The sequence below is a fragment of the Desulfatiferula olefinivorans genome, from assembly GCF_054657895.1.
This window is the reverse complement of the sequence record NZ_BAAHXV010000007.1, coordinates 1-18297: the sequence shown is the minus strand read 5'-3', so window position 1 is coordinate 18297 and position 18297 is coordinate 1. Positions and strand designations below refer to the sequence as shown.

The 18297-nt window shown below is 56.2% G+C and carries 17 protein-coding genes; 16 read left to right on the top strand and 1 reads right to left on the bottom strand.

Annotated features, from left to right (window positions below):
- The first annotated feature begins 61 nt into the window (after positions 1-61).
- The 5 genes from ACYQ11_RS07140 (at position 62) to ACYQ11_RS07120 (ending at position 6168) form a co-directional block, all read left to right on the top strand.
- Entirely contained in the window at positions 62-1159 is a 1098-nt protein-coding gene (locus ACYQ11_RS07140) for a GDP-L-fucose synthase family protein (protein WP_459923076.1), read from the top strand.
- Positions 1159-2289 (top strand): polysaccharide pyruvyl transferase family protein, encoded by a 1131-nt coding sequence (locus tag ACYQ11_RS07135; RefSeq protein ID WP_459923194.1) that lies wholly within the window; start codon positions 1159-1161, stop codon positions 2287-2289. The genes ACYQ11_RS07140 and ACYQ11_RS07135 overlap by 1 nt, the downstream gene beginning before the upstream one ends.
- A 308-nt stretch (positions 2290-2597) precedes the next feature.
- Positions 2598-3656, top strand: coding sequence for an MATE family efflux transporter (locus ACYQ11_RS07130; RefSeq protein ID WP_459923075.1), 1059 nt, complete (start codon positions 2598-2600; stop codon positions 3654-3656).
- Positions 3657-3658: 2 nt separating this feature from the next.
- The gene (locus ACYQ11_RS07125) at positions 3659-4615 is read left to right on the top strand and encodes a hypothetical protein (protein ID WP_459923074.1); all 957 of its coding nucleotides are present in this window, start codon (positions 3659-3661) and stop codon (positions 4613-4615) included.
- Entirely contained in the window at positions 4612-6168 is a 1557-nt protein-coding gene (locus ACYQ11_RS07120) for a hypothetical protein (protein ID WP_459923073.1), read from the top strand. Before ACYQ11_RS07125 ends, ACYQ11_RS07120 begins: the two co-directional genes overlap by 4 nt.
- Here the strand turns inward: ACYQ11_RS07120 and ACYQ11_RS07115 are convergent.
- Positions 6159-6293 (bottom strand): hypothetical protein, encoded by a 135-nt coding sequence (locus ACYQ11_RS07115; RefSeq protein WP_459923072.1) that lies wholly within the window; start codon positions 6291-6293, stop codon positions 6159-6161. The genes ACYQ11_RS07120 and ACYQ11_RS07115 overlap by 10 nt on opposite strands.
- Positions 6294-6404: 111 nt before the next feature.
- On the opposite strand from ACYQ11_RS07115, the gene ACYQ11_RS07110 reads away from it, so the two are divergent.
- From ACYQ11_RS07110 to ACYQ11_RS07060, 11 genes are all read left to right on the top strand, one after another.
- On the top strand, positions 6405-7379 hold the full coding sequence (locus ACYQ11_RS07110) for a glycosyltransferase family 4 protein (protein WP_459923071.1): 975 nt from the start codon (positions 6405-6407) through the stop codon (positions 7377-7379).
- 173 nt (positions 7380-7552) lie between these two features.
- Positions 7553-7972, top strand: coding sequence for an acyltransferase (locus tag ACYQ11_RS07105; RefSeq protein WP_459923070.1), 420 nt, complete (start codon positions 7553-7555; stop codon positions 7970-7972).
- A 38-nt stretch (positions 7973-8010) separates the two neighbouring features.
- On the top strand, positions 8011-9198 hold the full coding sequence (locus tag ACYQ11_RS07100; RefSeq protein WP_459923069.1) for a glycosyltransferase family 4 protein: 1188 nt from the start codon (positions 8011-8013) through the stop codon (positions 9196-9198).
- Positions 9195-10403 (top strand): glycosyltransferase, encoded by a 1209-nt coding sequence (locus ACYQ11_RS07095; protein ID WP_459923068.1) that lies wholly within the window; start codon positions 9195-9197, stop codon positions 10401-10403. Before ACYQ11_RS07100 ends, ACYQ11_RS07095 begins: the two co-directional genes overlap by 4 nt.
- Positions 10404-10552: 149 nt before the next feature.
- Positions 10553-10969, top strand: a complete 417-nt coding sequence (locus ACYQ11_RS07090; RefSeq protein WP_459923193.1) for an acyltransferase — start codon at positions 10553-10555, stop codon at positions 10967-10969.
- Complete coding sequence (locus ACYQ11_RS07085; RefSeq protein WP_459923067.1) at positions 10970-13219, top strand: right-handed parallel beta-helix repeat-containing protein; 2250 nt, start codon at positions 10970-10972, stop codon at positions 13217-13219. It begins immediately after the preceding gene.
- On the top strand, positions 13216-13986 hold the full coding sequence (locus ACYQ11_RS07080) for a WecB/TagA/CpsF family glycosyltransferase (RefSeq protein WP_459923066.1): 771 nt from the start codon (positions 13216-13218) through the stop codon (positions 13984-13986). Before ACYQ11_RS07085 ends, ACYQ11_RS07080 begins: the two co-directional genes overlap by 4 nt.
- A 64-nt stretch (positions 13987-14050) precedes the next feature.
- On the top strand, positions 14051-15574 hold the full coding sequence (gene xrtD / locus ACYQ11_RS07075; protein WP_459923065.1) for a VPLPA-CTERM-specific exosortase XrtD: 1524 nt from the start codon (positions 14051-14053) through the stop codon (positions 15572-15574).
- Positions 15575-15585: 11 nt separating this feature from the next.
- Positions 15586-16794, top strand: coding sequence for a hypothetical protein (locus tag ACYQ11_RS07070; RefSeq protein WP_459923064.1), 1209 nt, complete (start codon positions 15586-15588; stop codon positions 16792-16794).
- Positions 16795-16816: 22 nt separating this feature from the next.
- Positions 16817-17593, top strand: a complete 777-nt coding sequence (locus ACYQ11_RS07065; protein ID WP_459923063.1) for a nucleotide-binding protein — start codon at positions 16817-16819, stop codon at positions 17591-17593.
- Between the two features lie 95 nt (positions 17594-17688).
- On the top strand, positions 17689-18297 hold a 609-nt coding region (locus tag ACYQ11_RS07060; protein WP_459923062.1), incomplete at its 3' end, for a class I SAM-dependent methyltransferase.

The window sequence follows — 18297 nt, the reverse complement described above, 5'->3', positions numbered from 1 at the left end:
GCACGCCGCGACCTCGAACGTTTTTACGCAGTCGTCCGATAATCTTTATACGGAACCGTCAATGAACAAAACAGACAAAATCTTCATCGCCGGCGCGGCCGGCATGGTGGGAAGCGCCCTTGTCCGAAAGCTTCTGGCCAAGGGGTACACGAACCTGATCGGCAGTTGCCATTCAAGGACACCGGATGTCCATGCCCCAGGACGGCTGCGTTTCGAGCGCATCGATCTTCTGGATCAGGAATCGGTCCGCTGCTTTTTCAACACGGAAAAGCCGGATCATGTGTTTCTGGCTGCGGCCAGGGTCGGGGGCATTCACGCCAACAACACCTATCCGGCCCGGTTCATCCACGACAACCTGGTCATGCAGTCCAACGTGATCCACGGGGCTTACGAAAACCGGGTCAGGCGTCTGCTCTTTCTGGGCTCGTCCTGTATCTATCCCAGGGCATGCCCCCAGCCCATGACCGAAGACCATCTGCTGACAGGGCTTCTCGAACCCACCAACGAGCCCTACGCCATCGCCAAGATCTCCGGAATCAAGATGTGCGAGGCGTATAACCGGCAATACGGCACGCAGTTCATCGCCGTGATGCCCACCAACCTTTACGGCCCCAACGACAATTTCGACCTTGAAACCTCCCATGTGCTGCCCGCACTGATCCGGAAGTTTCACGAGGCAAAAACGGAAGGGGCTCCCTCGGTTACCGTCTGGGGCACCGGAACCCCCCGACGGGAGTTCCTTCACGTGGACGATATGGCCGACGGCTGCATCCATGTGATGAATCTTTCAGACCGCGTTGTCAGCGAGTCACTGACCGACTATCCCGCGCCCTGTTTTGTCAACCTGGGAACCGGGAAAGATCTGACCATCCTCGAGCTGGCAGAACGTATCCGGAGCATCGTGGGCTTTGAAGGGGATCTGGTCTTCGACGCCTCCAGGCCCGACGGCACCATGGTCAAACGCCTGGACGTCAGTCGCATGGACGCCCTTGGCTGGTCCGCCCGCATCTCCCTCACCCAGGGCATCAAAGACGCTTACGCCTGGTACCTCAGACACCTCGCCTCGACCGGCCTTGAAAAAAACGACCGAAAAACCACCGCCGGCCTCTCCCTCGTCCACAACATGATTTTCCATCCCAATGCCATGGGGCTGGTGTGATGATGGAGGTTGGGATTGTCACCATACATGATCATCTGAACTATGGGGCCGCTCTCCAGGCGTATGCCTTAAACCGGATGATCCGCCGTCTGGGCCACGGATGCAGAACTGTGAATTTTACCCGTCATCGTTCAGGGGGACGTCTTTCCATTCGTGCCGCTTATCCCGGTGCTCGTCTGAGTCGGTTTTACAACGCTGTTCATGGCAGGGCGAACCAGAGGTTCGAGGCGTCGTTTCGTTCATTCCTGCACGATCATATCCCCCTTACCGAGCAGGTGTATACCGGTTTTTCGGAGCTTTCTGCACATCCGCCGTCCTGTGACGCTCTGGTCACCGGATCGGACCAGGTGTGGCAACCCAAACTGCTTGATCATGATCCGGGCCACGTTTACCATCTGGGGTTTGCCGATCCGCAGCAGGTCCGCCTTGTTTCCTACGCCCCCAGTTTTGGTGTCAGTGACATTCCTGAATCGTTCAAGCCCTCAATCGTCAGATATCTTCACCGCTATCATCATCTTTCGGTTCGGGAAAAACGAGGCCGGGCTATCATCGCTGAACTGACCGGACGAGACGCTGAACATGTGGTCGATCCAACCTTGCTCCTCGGGGCTTCAGACTACGATCCGATCATCGAGACACCTTCTCTGGAAGAGGATTATACCCTGGTTTACCCTATGGAACTTGGTGAAAACAGGGAGTTCCTTCGCTTGGTCAAGGCAGTGCGAAAACAGACAGGCCGTCCAATAGTCTGTGTTCTGCCCCTGGTTTTCGACTTCAGATGGCTGCTGGTTGCAGACCGGGTGATCCTTGACGCCGGTCCCGGGTCTTTTCTGGGGCTGGTCAAACATGCCACGCTGGTCCTGACGAATTCATTTCACGGAACCGTTTTTTCCATCGTGTATCGAAAGCCTTTTCTCGGCTGTCCTCATTCCATGACCCCGGCACGGTCCCGGGATCTTCTGTCTGATCTGAATCTTTCGGACCGGCTGATTGAAAATCCCGATGATTCCAACGTCGCCGCCGTTCTGCACCGGGCCATCCCCTGGGATGAAGTTGAAAAAGAACGTGAACACCGCGTGGGTTTATCCAGGGCCTTTCTTGAGCGGGCATTGAATGGGTCTCGGGAATGATCTCAATGAAAACTATACCTGACCGTAAATTCGGAGTGGCACCATTTTGGCTTCGTTTACAGGCCTTTTTCTCAGGGGATTCTCGAAAACAGATTTTGGTATCCGTATCGTCTCTTGCGGCCAGCGGACTTTTTGCCGTGATGCTTCGTTTTGTGGGCAGTATCGTACAGGGCCGGTTTATCGGTCCGGAAACACTGGGATATTATACGACGTTCACCATTCTCCCGGGCTATCTTTTTTTTCTTCATCTTGGGGTTTTCACCGCTTTCGGCCGTCAATTTCCATATTCTATCGGAAAGAACGACAGGGTGTCTGCCGAGACATACGCGGCCAATGCATTGGGCTGGACACTCCTTCTTTGCGGTGTTCACACGTTGATCTATCTGGTGCCCTCGGTTTACGCAGTAATCAGGGGTGACTTCCGGTCAGCCTTCGGTTGGGGTATTCAGACGGTCATCACATCGGTGTCCCTTTATATGCTTTATCTGGGAACTACCTACCGAAGCAGCGCCGAGTTCGTTACCTGGTCGAAAACCACCGTCGTTTCCTCCGTCATGTCGCTGTTGTTGCTGCCGGTCGTGGCTATTTATCAGTTCTGGGGACTTTGTCTGCGGTATTCCCTGCCTGATTTATCGGGTATGATTCTGGCCCATCTGAGACGCCCCATTGTGGTGCGACCCCGTCTGGATTGGGGCGTGATTCGGGCCATGATGGTGTTCGGAGCCCCGCTCATGGTGTTTGGTTACGTGTCGTCCCACCTCTGGGTCGCCGTTGAACGGACCGTCATTCTTGGTCGATTGGGTAACGTGGAACTTGGACTGTTCGCCTTTGCATCTTCACTTTGCTTGGCGCTGGTCACCGTGGCCCGATCCATCAGCCAGGTGTTCAACCCCCGGATCGCCATGCTTTATGGATCTTCGGGTGAAAACATGGCGTTGACGTTCAGGTACTCTCTGAGATGCAGTCTGACGGGTGCGGTGGTCATGTTCCCTCTCATTGCGGTAACCTGGGTTGCCATCGGTCCCCTGCTGACGATGCTGCTGCCTCGCTATGTCGATTGTGCCCCTGTGGTTCGCGGATTGTGCTGGCTGGCCCTCGTTCCGGTTATCGACTTTCCCAAACAACTGCTTGTGGTGTCCAAACGGACCGAGTTGTTTGGACTGTCTGTGATGTCGTCGTTTCTTCTGTTCGTCGTTTTTCTTGGGATTCGGATGCAGGCCAATGATACCCTGACTCTTTCGGATGTCGTCATCCTTTCCGTGGCCTGTCAACTTTCGTCCGTTCTGTTTGGCGGAGTTCTGGCCTGGAACGCAGCCAGGCAATTTCGAATGAGCCTGTCATCCGGCTCACATCGAAAGGAAGACTGATCATGGACAGTCAGACCCGGGTTCCGGTTTTATTGATTCTGTTCAATCGACCCGAAAAAGTACGGCGGGTCATGGAGGTCCTGCGACGTGTCCGGCCACTTTGGTTGTTTATTGCTGCCGACGGGCCCCGAGCGGGGTATTCCGGCGAAGTGGATGCGTGCAATCGGGCCCGCAGGGCCGCCATGGCTGTGGACTGGCCCTGTGACGTTCACACCCGGTTTTCCGATGTAAACCAGGGCTGTGATCCAGCGGTGGCCGCCGCCATTGGATGGTTTTTCGATCATGTGGACCGGGGAATCATTCTTGAGGACGACTGCGTACCGCATCCCCATTTTTTCCCCTTTTGTGAGGAGTTGCTTGAACGGTACAGTGATGACAGCCGGATGATGCAGATTTCCGGTTTTTCGCCCTACCGTGATCGTGCCTACCCGTTTGACTATCATTTCAGCACAGCGTTCCGTTGCCACGGCTGGGCTACCTGGAAACGGGCCTTTCAATGGTTTCCCCCGGACTTGACGGGCTGTGACGATAAACAGATTCTGGCCATGCTTCGGGAGTACTCGATCAACCGCGTTCATTGGCGAGTGATGGTTGCAAAATACCGGGCCTACGTTCGTGGAGAACACCCTTTCTGGGATTTTCACTGGAATCTGTCTTGTTATGTCCGCCGCGGCCTTTGTATCGTGCCTGAGAAGAACCTTGTCCGGAACATCGGCTTCGACAGTGAGGCTACCCACACCCGAACCGTGGAAACCGTCTTTTCAAGCTGCCCAGTTCACGGCCTTTCTTTTCCCCTTCGGCACCCGGTACAGGTCAGGGTGGACAAGAAACCGGAAAAAGACCTGGACCGCCAACACACCCGGAGCCTACCTTTTAAAAGCCGTTTGTCCGCGATGATTCGGCGTATCCTTCCGATCCCTTCGGGTCTGTCGGTCCGAAAGAAGGGTGTGAGCGGATGATGGTGACCGGTCACGGAAAACCGCAGCCTGAACAAACAGCCATGGCCGACGCCGTGTATGACTGGCACGATGCCGATGACGAGACTCCGCCTCGATCCATTGCCGGGGTGATCGTCATCAGTCTTGTCTTTCTCGGACTGGCTCATCTTTCCGTAAAAACATTCTTCCCGAACGCGGCCTTCTGGGTCGCCGGGCTTTCGATCATGGTCGGGTTGGGTTTGGTGTGGATCATGATACGAAATGACGATTTTGAAATTCTGCTTGCCCTTTTCGTCTGCACCCATTTCGCGTTTGCCGATCAGCAGGGCAGCCTGTGGTCCTATCTGGCGTTCACTTTGTTCCTGGCCAGGCTTGTCTTCAATCGCAACTTTCGTTTTTCCTTTGGGGCCGTTTCCTTTCCGATCAATCTGATGGTTCTGGTTTTTCTGGCCCATCAGATCATCGGCCTTGCCGTCAATCCATACCCATGGGTCGCAAAACTTCAGGGCATTGTGATTTCACTGGCCCACCTTTTTGTATTCTACTGGTTCGCCTCACAGCCAATGACCGACGCAAACACCCGTCGTTTTCTTTCGGTGTGGTTTCTGGTCTGCGGCTGGATGGTCGTGGTCGTCGTCAATCAGAAATTCCATCTGATCGATAGCCCAAGCCCCTTGCTGTATCATGCGGGAAGCATATCGGAATCCGTTCGGTCGACCCCCATCGGAACCTTCATGAACAGTGAACTGAATGCGGAATATTTTTGTTCATTTTTTCTGATTGCTTTTCTTCTGATTGTTCATGGTAGCACCCTGAACACACTGGGGCTTCGTCGGATGACGGCATTTCTGATGGTTGCCCTGTCACTGTTTGTCCTTGTTGCAGGCGGTGCAAGGTCGGCCGTCATCCTGGCCTGTATGGGTCTGTTTTATATCACGGTGGTGGATTTCATACTTCTGCCGTCGGTGGCGGGCCTTAAACGGTTCGTTTTTATCCTCGGTTTTTTCCCTCTGCTCGGCGTTCTTGTGTATCTGATGAGCAACACGGCGTCCTACCGGGCCATGGCCGATGATTTCAGGCAGCTTGACCAGGCCGGCCTGAACGTGAAATCGGTTGTCAGCGGTCAGGGGATCAACAGGGGCGGGTTGTTCGATCTGGCGCTCAGGGAGCTTTCGAAAAAACCGCGATGGATCGGTGCAGGTTACGGAACCCAGGAAAGCAATCGGAAAAGCCTGGGCATCGAAAAGAAAAAACTCTCCGGTTACCACAGTCTCTATCTGAGCCTGCCTTTTTTTTTCGGATGGCTCGGATCGGCGGCGTTCATACTGATCGTACTTTTCACGGGGCTGAGGGCCTGGATGGCGTATATGGGTGAGCGGTCCTCCAATCACGTTCTCACACCGCTGGCATTGGGGTTCGCTTTGATGTGGGGTGTGTTTCTTGTGGACCAGTACAAAATCAGCGTGACACGAAATCCGGGCTATTTTCTTCTGACTTGGATGCTTCTGGGGCTGACCCATGCCGTCGTCATTGGCCTTTCGGACAGAGAAGCGGACGAAGAGGTTTATAGCTGATGCATATCCTTCATTTTACCAATCTGCCCTTCAGCGCCGACCAAATCACAGGCAGGAGAGACATCGATCACAGCGGCGGCTGGATGATTACCTTGCTGCGGCATATGCTGGAAAAAACGGATCATGACTTCACCTGTGCGTCATTGTGCGATAGCAGTCGGACAGTCCGGACGGGAATGCCCCGCGTCACCACTTTTGCCCTTCCCCGTAGGAGGGGTCTTGAGGCGTGTGCCGACGTGATTGAGTCGCTGAGACCCGATTTGATTCATATCCACGGGAGTGAAGGACCCTATGGACTTCTGACCGAGCGGTATGCCCCGGCGTGTCCGGTGGTGATCAGCATGCAGGGGCTCCTCGGGCCAAGCTCCACCTTTCATCATTTTTTCGGGGATCATTCCCTCGGGACCATTGTCCGTATGCATCGCATTCTTGAAATCCCGGCTATGCGCGGGTTGTTACGAGGGTTCATGGACATTCGGAAAAAGGCGCGGCGGGAAAGGGACATTATTCGGACCAACCGGTTTTTTATCGGACGGACCCGTTGGGACCGGGCTTACATCAGAGCAATCCATCCGGAGGCCCGCTACTTTCACGGAGGCGAAATTCTTCGGGATGCATTCTATCAGAATCTTTGGCAACTGAATCGGGTTCAACGTCACCGGATTATTTTTACCAATGCAGGGCATCCACGCAAAGGCACCGACCTCCTGCTCGATGCGCTGGAGCTGCTCAGATCCGATTATCCCGATATGGAAGTCTGCATTGCGGGTCCAGTGAGTCGGCGAAGTGGATACGGAACGTTTATCAGGCGGAAGATGGCCGCTTTGGGGTCGGCCGTCAGGGAATTGGGCCAATTGGATTCACAGGCCATGGTACAGGCGATGCTTACATCACATGTGTTCGTCTCGCCGTCGTACATCGACAACAGCCCAAACGCCGTCTGTGAGGCCCAGAGTCTGGGTATGCCGGTGGTTGCTTCCTACACCGGCGGCGTTCCATCTCTGATCGACGACGGGCGCACGGGGCTGTTCTATCCCAAAGGCGATATGCCCATGCTGGCCCAGATGATCCGGAACGTGTTCGACGATGACACGATGGCGGAACGGCTGGGGCAGGGGGCACGTCAGTCCGCTCTGGTCCGCCATGATCCCGATACGGTCGTTCAAGACATTCTTGATGCCTATCACCAGATTTTGGAATGCCGTTCATGAGGCGTATCAATCGAGACAGCCTGCCCCATGTGTTGTTCTGGACACGTCGTGCCGTGGTTTCCCCCTGGTATGGCCTGATCTGCCGGATACGGGCGAGGTGGTGGGGCGTTTCGCTTGAGGGGCGTCAACGGTTTCATGGTTATACACGGTTTTACCGTCACCCGGGGAGCCGGATGGATGTCCATGACGGCAGCGTGTTCAACTCTTCCCTGTCCTCCAACTTTCTTGGCCTGAACCATCCCTGCATCCTGTCGACCTTCAAAGAAGGGGCGCATCTGGTGATCGGGCCCAGGTGCGGATTGAGCGGCACCGCTATTGGTTGCGCCCGTTCCGTCATTCTCGACGAAGGGGTGCGCTGCGGGGCCAACACCCTCATTACCGATTCGGACTGGCACGGTGATGACGGGCGATCGGGGCCGGATGCACCGGTCCATATCAAAAAAAACGTCTGGCTGGGAGCCGGGGTGACCGTACTCAAAGGTGTGACCATCGGAGAAAACACCGTGGTCGGATCGGGCAGCGTGGTTACGCGGTCTCTGCCATCTGACGTGCTTGCCGCAGGTTCACCGGCCAGGGTGATCCGGCCTTTATGATCCGTATGGCGAACCGGGGAAAAGGAAAAGAACAACCCATGGCGACTCCCAGTGTCTTTTGTGTGTGCGGCGGTATCGGCTTTCCGTACGGAACGGCCAGCACCCGGCGCGTCACGCTGATCGGCCGGGCTCTTTCCGAAAGCGGCCTGCCGTTTCATGTGCTCCATATCGGACCCAGCCCCTTTTCGGCGAACACGCTGAGATCCGGTCAGGTGGAAGGCATCAGTTACGATTACCTGGGGCCCAGGGTCCGCTGGTCGGATAATCGTGTGGGTCGCTCGTTGTGCTACATCCTGGGCGGAGTGAGTCTTCTGATCCGCCTGTTACAACGAAGGAGATTCGGTGTCGTGTACTGTTATTATCAGGGAAACGTCATGAATCTGTGGGTTTTTCTGATTTGCAGGGCCTTGAAGATCCCCGTGATCCAGGAGGCTTCCGAATGGTGGCCGGGAACGGAGTACGAGACCCTGATCTCCCGTGTTCTTTACAGGAGAATCATGTTTCGCCTAAGTGCCGCATCGCTGCCCATTTCCAGAGCAATCGCCCTTCGGATCGAAAGGCTTCGGAAACCGGGGCATCGAACTTTTTCTATCCCGGTCCTTGTCGATCCCGATGACACCGTGCATAAACGTGAAACAGAGCCTATACGACATGCCGCTCCCGTTTTGCTGTGGTGCGGCATGGTTGATGGTTACCGGCGGGACGTTTTGTTTCTGGTGGACGCCCTTGCAGCGCTCACGAGCCCTGAGGGGCAAGCGGCTGCCCTCGTTGTTGTCGGTCCATGCAGCGAACCGATGCGTCAAACGCTCAAGGACCATGCCCACATGAACGGCATCGATCCGGATCGGGTCATGGTCCGGGGGTATGTGTCGGAAGGCGAACTCCGGGGATGGTGTGTGTCCGCCCAGGCCCTTCTCATGCCCCTGTGGGACGACGACCGGTCCCGGACAAGGTTCCCCACCAAGCTGGGCCAGTACCTGGCGGCCAGGCGGCCTGTGGTGACGGCACCCGTTGGCGATGTGACAGGCATTCTGCCCGATGATGCGGCATATTATTATCAACCGGGAAGTGTCCGCAGTCTGGCCGGGGTTCTTGATCGCTGCCTTTCCGATCCCAAAGACGCCGAAAGCCGGGTACGCCGTGCCACCCGCATTGGACTCCCCCGTCTGGATTACCGCCTTTATGGGCCGGATCTTCGCTCTCTGATCGAGGAGGTCTGCCGATGAATTCTCCATGCCCGTTTCCGGAGATTCTTCATATCGAAGCCTGCAATTTCAAGGATCGTCCCCAGGGGGGGCAGCTCAATTTTTCACGGCAGCTTATGGCGTGTCTGGGCTCCCGGCTGGCCCTGGTGGGCTGGACCGACGATCCTTACGATCCCTTGGGCCACTGGTTCATGAAAATCTTCGACAGCGGCGTCCATTATTTTTTCGCCATCGGCCGTGACCTCCCCGCCTCAGGAAAGCCAAGGATTCCGGCGCGTTTGCTCACGTATCTGAGAATAAAACGCTACCAGAGGGGCATCCGCAGTTTGGGAATCAACCATATTCTCGTTAGGGAGCACGCCGTTCTTTTGGCTCTTGATCGTCGTTTTGAAGACAACCTGTGCTACTGTTTTCCGGGCGTTGAACCACCTCTATCCATTTCCCGTTATCCCTGGGCCAAACCCTTCAGCCGAGTGTTCGACAGCCTTTTTTTCAATGCCCTGGTCCGTAAGGCTTCGGTCATTCTCGCTTCGGCCGATCCGGAAGCCATCAGGACTCTGAAGCAGCGTGCAGGAAGAGTGCTCAGGCAGCGTGCCGTGATTCCTTTTCCCACCCGGGTGGACACAACGATGTTTTTTCCCGGAGAACGTACCGAGGTCCGGCAGGCCTTGGGACTGCCCACCCGCATTCCCATTGCCGTGGCAAGCGGCCGTCTTCACTGGGCCAAGGGCTGGCCCCTGGTACTGAAGTCCTTTGCCGAATTCAACCGCCGTCATCCTGAATCACGGTTGATTTTTCTGGGTGACGGAGACGATCGGGATGCCTTGATCGAGGCCATTGACGAACTCGGGTTGGGGCAAAACGTGAGTCTTACCGGGCATCAACCCCCTGATCGGGTCGCAGCCTATCTCCGGGCCTCGGATCTTCTGGTCATGGGGTCTATCAAAGAGGGCTGGAGCACGGTGCTGGTCGAGGCGCTGGCCTGCGGTCGTCCCATGGTCACCAGCCGATTCAGCAGCGCCGAGGCCCTTGTCCGGCAGGGGAAAAACGGGTTTGTGGTCGATCGTGATCCGGTCGTATTCGCGACGGCCATGGAGCAGGCCCTGTCCCTCCGGAGTGTAGAAGCATATTCACGAACCGAGATTCGACGCTATGCCCTTTCAACCATGGCGCGTGACCTGACGCGCGTCTGGCCGTTGACGACTGCACCGGAGTGCCGCCGATGACATCCGTTTCCAATATCCGTCCCGGAAGGTCACCCTGGGTCGCCTTTGTTCGCAGCCATTTTTGCAGGTTGAGGACTTGGCTGTATGTCAGGCTCCGTTGCCCCTATCTTCGATACAGCGGTTTTGTCAGGCTGCCCTGGTCTGTGGATATGTGGTCTCCCCACCGACATATCGAACTGGGCCACAATGTCCAGTTCGGTCGCAACGTCACGGTGCACTGTGACATCATCATGGGGGATCATGTCCTTATCGCCGACAACGCCGCCTTTGTTGGCAGGGATGATCACGATTACCGTATGACCGGCGTGACCATCTGGGACTCCCCCAGGGGGGACCGGTTCAAGGTGGTGGTCGAGGATGATGTGTGGATCGGCTACGGGGTCATTGTCCTGTCGCGGGTGACCATCGGCCGGGGCGCCGTGGTGGCAGCCGGTAGTGTGGTCGTTCATGATGTGCCGGCATACGCCGTCGTGGGAGGGAATCCGGCCCGGATTCTTTCATGGCGTTTTGACGAGGACCAGCGGCATCGTCATGATGCCATGCTGGGATATGCCCCCGACGATTAGATGATATTTCAAAAATCCCTTATTGCGATCGGCCTGGTTCAGGCCCTGATTTTCCTTTTCTCCACGGTGTGTTTCCCGGCGTCCGGGGAGAGGGTTTTTTATGTGTCTCTTCAGGGGAACGACGACTGGAGCGGGGGTTTTCCCGACCCTGAAACCGGAAAAAATGACGGCCCTTTCGAAACCCTTGAGCGGGCCCGGCGGGCCGTGATGGAGGCACGGGCGGCGGAACCGGAACAATCGATCACCGTCCGTGTCAGAGGCGGTCGATACGAACGGTCGGAGCCGTTTTTTCTGGGGACTGAAGATTCCGGACTGCCGCAAAAACCGGTGAAATACGAGGCCTTCGAGGCAGAGATCCCCGTGCTGAGCGTCGCCAGGTCCATCACAGGCTTTGTGCCCCATGCGCGGGGGATCATGAAAGCCAATCTCGGGGGGCCAGTTTTATCGGAAAAATCAGCGGCCCATCTGTTCGTCCATGGTCAGCGACGTCCCCTGGCCCGATATCCGAATCAGGATTCGATGAATCCTCGTTACGGCGGGTTTCTTCACGTTCGGAAGGGCGCAAAGGGCAAGGCCGTCTTTCCTCGTGAGTCATCCCGGCCATGGCGGTCTCTTTCTGAGGCCCGCATGGTCCTTTTCCCGGGCCACAACTGGACCAATAACATCCTTAAGGGGCTTGAATGGGACAGGACGACCAATACGATCCGTCCCCTCACACCGCCGACCCACGACATTCTTTCAGGCAACCGGTTTTATGTGGAGAACCTGTTCGAGGAACTGGACGCGCCGGGGGAATGGTATGTGGACCGGAACGCGGGGATTCTCTATGTAATTCCCGTTACACCCGAAGATGTAAGCGCCGTCACGCTGTCCTGGGCAGAAAACGTGATCGGGATCATCGGCCACAGTGAGGGGCTTCCGGTATCCGATATTGAGATCTCGGGGTTTGTGTTCGAAGGATCATCCGGCCATGGGGTTTTGATCTCCGATGGGAATCGCATTACTGTTTCCGGTAACACGGTGCGTGGAGTCGGAAGCTGCGGCATCGTGATCGACCGGGGCCGTGACAACCGGGTGACCGGCAACCACATATACGACGTAGGGCACACGGGAGTCACAGTCAAGGGCGGAAATCCGGTCAATCTGACGGCTTCGGGACACCGTGTCGATAACAACGATATTCATCATACGGGGATGATTCATAAAGGTGGAGCCAGCGGCATCCTCTGCAAAGGTGTGGGACATATCATTGTTCACAACAGGGTTTCCACCACGCCCCGGGTGGGGATCTGGTTTTCGGGAAACGATCACCTGATCGAGTACAACGTCGTCTGTGACACAAACCTCGAAACCCAGGACAGCGGTATGATTTATTCCAGTCAGATCGACTGGACCGCCCGGGGCACGAAAATCCGGTACAACTATCTAAAAAATAGCGGAGGGTATGGTCGAAGATCCTCATTCGATTCCTTCCAAACATCTTTTGTGACTTATGGTGTCTATCTGGACGACTGGACAAGTGGTACAGAGGTCTTCGGGAACATCATCGTCAACACGGTGAGCGGAGGTGTCCTGATCCACGGCGGTCGGGACAACATAATTGAAAACAATATCATTTATAATGGGGGCAGGCGCGGGCAGGTCATTCTGTCAGCCTGGCCACCCGATCATTCCGTGTCGAGGAAGTGGGTGCCGAAGATGTATGGGACGTTGCTTGAAAAAAAAAGCGGGGTATACGTGAAAAAATATCCCGCCATCTCGTCGATCCAGAGCCCCCGTTCAGGATCAGCCATGACCGGCAACCGTTTCATCCGGAATATTGTTGTCTTGACGGAGCCTGACGCCGTCGTCTTCGATGTCCCCCATCCCATGGACTTCAAAGGTACCGTGTCCGACGCCAACACGGTTTTTTGCGGCAGTGGCTCTCTGGGCGTCCGTCTACCGTCCAAGCTGTTCCCATCGAACTGGAGTCTCTGGAAGTCCATGGGATTTGATCGAACAAGCCATGAAGCCGATCCCCTGCTGGTTGACCCTGTAAACGGCGACTTCGGAATTCATCCGGATTCTCCGGCCCTGAAGTTGGGTTTTATCCCCATTCCACTTGACAGAATTGGGATCGTAGATACCCAAGGCCGAACAAGGACAGACTGCACACCCGAGCGTTGCGGGAATCTCCGTCGGCCCCCCCGCCTTGAACCCATGACGATCGTTCCGGGCCTACCCGGAACCCAAGGAGGTGCCACACCGTGACATCCAACACTGATAATTCCACCATTCTCGGCTACCCGACCTGGGTCAACGGTCTGGAGCCCATTGTCGATCAGATCATGGAGACACTTCCGGACAGAAGCAGGACCCGCTGGGTCGCCTGTCTGAACCCCCATTCGTTGGTGACGGCTGACCGGTCTCCTCTGTTCAGAAAGGCCCTTCGAGCGGCGGATATCCTTCTGCCGGACGGGGTAGGTATTGTTTTGGCCGCCAAATGGTTGAACGGCCTCAGGATTAAGAAAATCGCCGGCAGCGATCTGTTCCGGGCGGTCAACGAACGGGCCGATCGCAACAAGGGGGTGAGGTGTTTTTTTCTCGGATCCACACCCCTGGTTCTTGCCCGGATCACCCGCCGTATGGAGGCGGACTATCCGGGTATGACCGTGTGCGGGACCTATTCACCGCCCTTCAAAGAGACTTTTTCTTCCGAGGACGACCACGGGATGCTCGAGGCGATCCATCGGGCCGCTCCGGATATTCTCTGGGTGGGCATGACCGCTCCCAAGCAGGAGTTGTGGATTTACAAAAACCTCGATCGGATTCAGGTCCCCTGGGCCTGTGCCATCGGGGCGGTGTTTGATTTTTACGCGGGGACGAAACAACGCTCCTCGGAATTCTGGATCAGACTGGGTCTGGAATGGCTGCCCCGTTTTCTCAAAGAACCGGGACGGTTGTGGGAACGGAATATGAAATCGTCTCCGGTTTTTCTTTTCCGCGTCTTCCGAGAAGCCGTGAAATCAAAGGGTTGAAATTGTTATGCGTTTTTCTTTATCATCCGGCGCGTTTCGTCAGTTTCCCGTGGACCCATTCGCCTTGGCCTTAGCCGGGGGCTATGCCGTTTTGCTGGGTATTCTTTATCATTCGGCACTCTTTTGGCTGATCACAGAGGACTGGGCCAAACCGGATTACTCCCACGCCATGCTGGTGCCCCTGATCGTTCTGGTGCTGGTGTATTGGAAGCGGGAGCGGCTTAAGGCCTGTATGTCCGAGCCCTCCGCAGCGGGTTTTTTCTTTGTGGCGGCGGGGCTTGCCCTGTTCTGGCTGGGGGAGCTGGCCGGTGAGTTTTTTACCCTCTACCTGTCGTTGTGGCTTACGGTGTTCGGGCTTTGTTTTCTGCATCTGGGGTGGAGCAAGCTGAAGATCATTCTGTTTCCACTGGTGTTCGCCCTTGCCATGTTTCCCTTTCCGGCCTTTATCAACAACCGGATCACCCTGTCTCTGAAAATTCTGTCCACCGGCCTCGGGGTTAAAATGATGCAGATGACCGGCATGAGCGCCCATCGGGAGGGCAATGTCATCGATCTGGGGTTCACGCAGCTTCAGGTGGTCGATGCGTGCAGCGGCCTCCGGTATCTGTTTCCCATGGTGGTGCTGTCGATTCTGGTGGCCTATGTCTACAAACTCGCAGTGTGGAAAAAAATTCTGATCGTGATCTCGTCCGTGCCGATCACCTTGTTCAGCAACAGCCTTCGTATCGCCCTTTCGGGCATCCTGGCCGAACGCTTCGGGGTCACGGCCATCGAAGGCTTTTTTCATGATTTCGAAGGCTGGTTCATTTTCATGCTCAGTCTGGGTTTTCTGATGGCGGAAATCAAGATCCTGAACGCCCTGTTCAAGGAAAAACCCGGCGAATCGGGCAAGGTTGAAACGCCCGTGACCTTGTCCGAACCGGTTCCCGTCAAAGACGGTTTTTTTCGATCCGGCCGGGCCTACGCCATGGTGTCCGTGGTTCTGATCGTTCTGACCACAGGGTTTTCCCTGGCCGTGGAGTTTCGGGAGGCCATTCCCATGACGAAATCGTTTGACGTTTTTCCCCAGGACCTCGGCCCCTATACGGGCACCCGGCAGACCATGGATGCCCGGTTCATCGATGAACTCGATTTCACCGATTATCTGATGGTCGATTACGCCGATCCTTCAGGCAAAACGGTTCAGCTTTATGTGGCTTATTATGAAAGCCAGTCCAAGGGGGCGTCCATCCATTCCCCGGCCTCCTGCCTGAGCGGGGGAGGGTGGGAGTTCAAACAGGCCGGGGTTCGGGAGCTTGACCTTCGTGGGGAGGCCTCACTTTCTGTCAACCGGGCCGTCATCGCAAAGGGCTCCGTCGAGCAGATCGCCTATTACTGGTTTCCCGCCCGGGGGAGAATTCTGACCAATACCTATCTGATGAAGTTTTTCAATTTCTGGGACGCTCTGACCCGGCAGCGGACCGACGGCGCCCTGGTCCGGCTGATCACCCTGGTTTATCCGGATGAGCGTTCCGCTGATGCCGAAGACCGCATCCAGGCGTTTATGGCTCAGGCCGTTCCTGTGCTCGACGGGTTTCTGCCGCGATGAGGAAACCGGCATTGCCGAGGGAGGGATCGGTTCGTCGGGCCTGGGGCAAACCGGTATGGCTTGTCCTTGTTCTGATCTTCACGGCCCCGTGCCTCGCGTCGGCACTGGACACCCGGGGCAGTGTCGGGGTCGCTCAGGAATTCAACGACAATCTTTTTTTCGATCAGTCGGATAAAACACAGTCCCAGGTGACCGTTCTTTTGTCGTCTCTGGATCTTTCCATGGACAGCGAGGTGATGAAAAGCCGCTTGTCCTTTGATCTGAATTATTCCTTCTATGAACGGGAACGGGAGCTTGACGGTGAAGACTGGAACGTCCTGCACGATCTGACCTGGGTTTTCAGCGAACGGACCCGGATTTCCTCGACATTGGGATTTGAGGAGGAAACCGGCATCGACCGCTATCTGGCCTCGACCGGTGTTCTTCTGGACACCCGGGATCATCGGAGCCTGGACGGGCGCGTGACCGTTTATCACCTTCTCCATGAACGAATCACCGTGGATTTTGGCGTGGGGGTCGGGTCGGAAAGGTTTTCTGACTCCCTAAGCGGCAGTTCCGAGGATTCGCTGGACAGCCGATCCGTATCGACGGGTCTCACCGTTCAGTGGAACGAACTCACCTCGCTTACGGTCAACGGCGGGTACGGCTATTACGATTACGAGACCCATACGTTGGACCAGTCCTATGCCGTGGTTGGTTTGACCCGGAGTTTCAGTGAAACGATGTCAGGGTTCCTGAGTGCCGGTGGGCGCTACACCACGTATACCTATGATGTGTTTTCGGGGTACGACGTGAGCAGCGGCGTGATCCGGCCGGTGTTCCGTGAGAAACACGACCATACCCGGGGCTGGATCGGGCGGGCGGGCCTGGATGTTCAGGGTGAGGATTATGCGGTCCGGCTGTCCGTGGACGAGAGTCTTCAGCCCTCGACGGGGCAGAATCAATCCCTTGAACGCACCACGGTGGATTTGTCTGTCCGGAAAAAACTGATCGCCGACCTGGAGGGTCGTGCGTCGGCCCAGTATTATCTGAACCGGAGTGATGACACGGAGGATAACGATTCCCTGCGTTTCGAAACCTTCCGTATCTGGACCGGCCTTTTTTACGCCCTGACCGATGATCTGTCTCTGTCCGCCCAGTACTCTCATCTGGAATACAGGGAAAAGAGTCTTGAAAAAAAACGTAACATCTATCGCCTTTCCATAACGTATTCGTTTTAGGCGAAAGGAGAGTGTGAACCCTATGGCCTGGTTGAGCCTGTTTAAAAAATCATCTACGTCTGCCGGCGAAGAAACGGCCGGTGCCGTTGTCCGTCCGGATATCGCGGGACTGTGGAATTCGCCGTCCTATGTGTCGTCCCGCCATGTCCGGCCCGATCTGAACCGGATGGAAGCGAACCGCTGTCTCGGCTCGGCGACTGATTCAGCGATCGGCGAGACCTACACCCAGCTCCGCACGCAGATCCTTCAGCGGATCCGTGAAAAGGGCTGGAACACCCTGATGGTCACCAGCCCGGGGCCCGGAACCGGAAAGACGGTGACCGCCATCAATCTGGCCCTGACTTTCGCCCGGACCTTCGAAGACACGGTGCTTCTGGTGGACTGTGATTTCCGAAAGCAGACGATCTACGACTACATGGGCCTGCCCGGCGACAAGGGCCTTTCGGACATCATTCTCAAGAGTGCGTCTATGAAGGACGTGATGGTCTGGCCGGGCATCGACAAGCTGACCGTGATTTCCGGCGGGCGTCCGGTTGCCGGCAGCGCGGAGCTTTTGGGGTCACCCCAGATGGCGGCCCTGATCAGTGAAATGAAGACGCGTTATGCCGACCGTTTCGTGTTCTTCGACACCCCCGCCGCCCTCCATACCGCCGACGCCCTGACCCTTGCTCCCCTGATCGACGGTCTTCTAATCGTCATCGAAGAAGGCCGGACCACCCATAAAGACATCAAGGCCCTCCTTTCCATGTTTCCCCCGGAAAAAATCCTCGGGTACGTGATCAACAAACATCGTTCGTGATTGATACTTGTATTTCCGGGGTATGTGAATTAAAATCCAACATTTTCTAACTGGCCGCTTTTTTTGGCGTTCATTTATACCTGAAGGAAAATGCCGTGGGCGACGAGATCACATCCATTCACGATTTTGATGTCGCATTGATTTGCGACTATTATTCGAAGCTGGACCGGCAGGGGCCGGGGAGCCCTGAAATCACCGTGAAGGCTCTGGGCTTCATCGACAACCTGAATGACGGGTCGCTCATCGCCGATATCGGCTGCGGAACGGGCGGGCAGACCATGGTGCTGGCGCGGCATGCGCCGGGGCGCATCACGGGCATCGATCTGTTCGAAAACTTTATCACGATCTTCAATGAGAACAGCCGCAGGCTTGATCTGGCGGATCGGGTGATTGGCAGGGTCGGGTCCATGGACAACCTGCCATTCGACGAAGAGAGCCTGGATCTCATCTGGTCGGAAGGGGCCATCTACAACATCGGGTTTGAACGCGGCTTGAACGAGTGGCGCCGGTTTCTGAAAAAAGGCGGTTTCATCGCCGTTTCCGAGGCGTCCTGGTTCACCGACATGCGCCCGGATGAAATCGACCGGTTCTGGACCGACGCCTATCCGGAAATCGATACGATTCCAACCAAGATCCGGCAGATGCAAGCCGCCGGATTTGTTCCGACGGCGTCCTTCATCCTGCCCGATTATTGCTGGACGGAT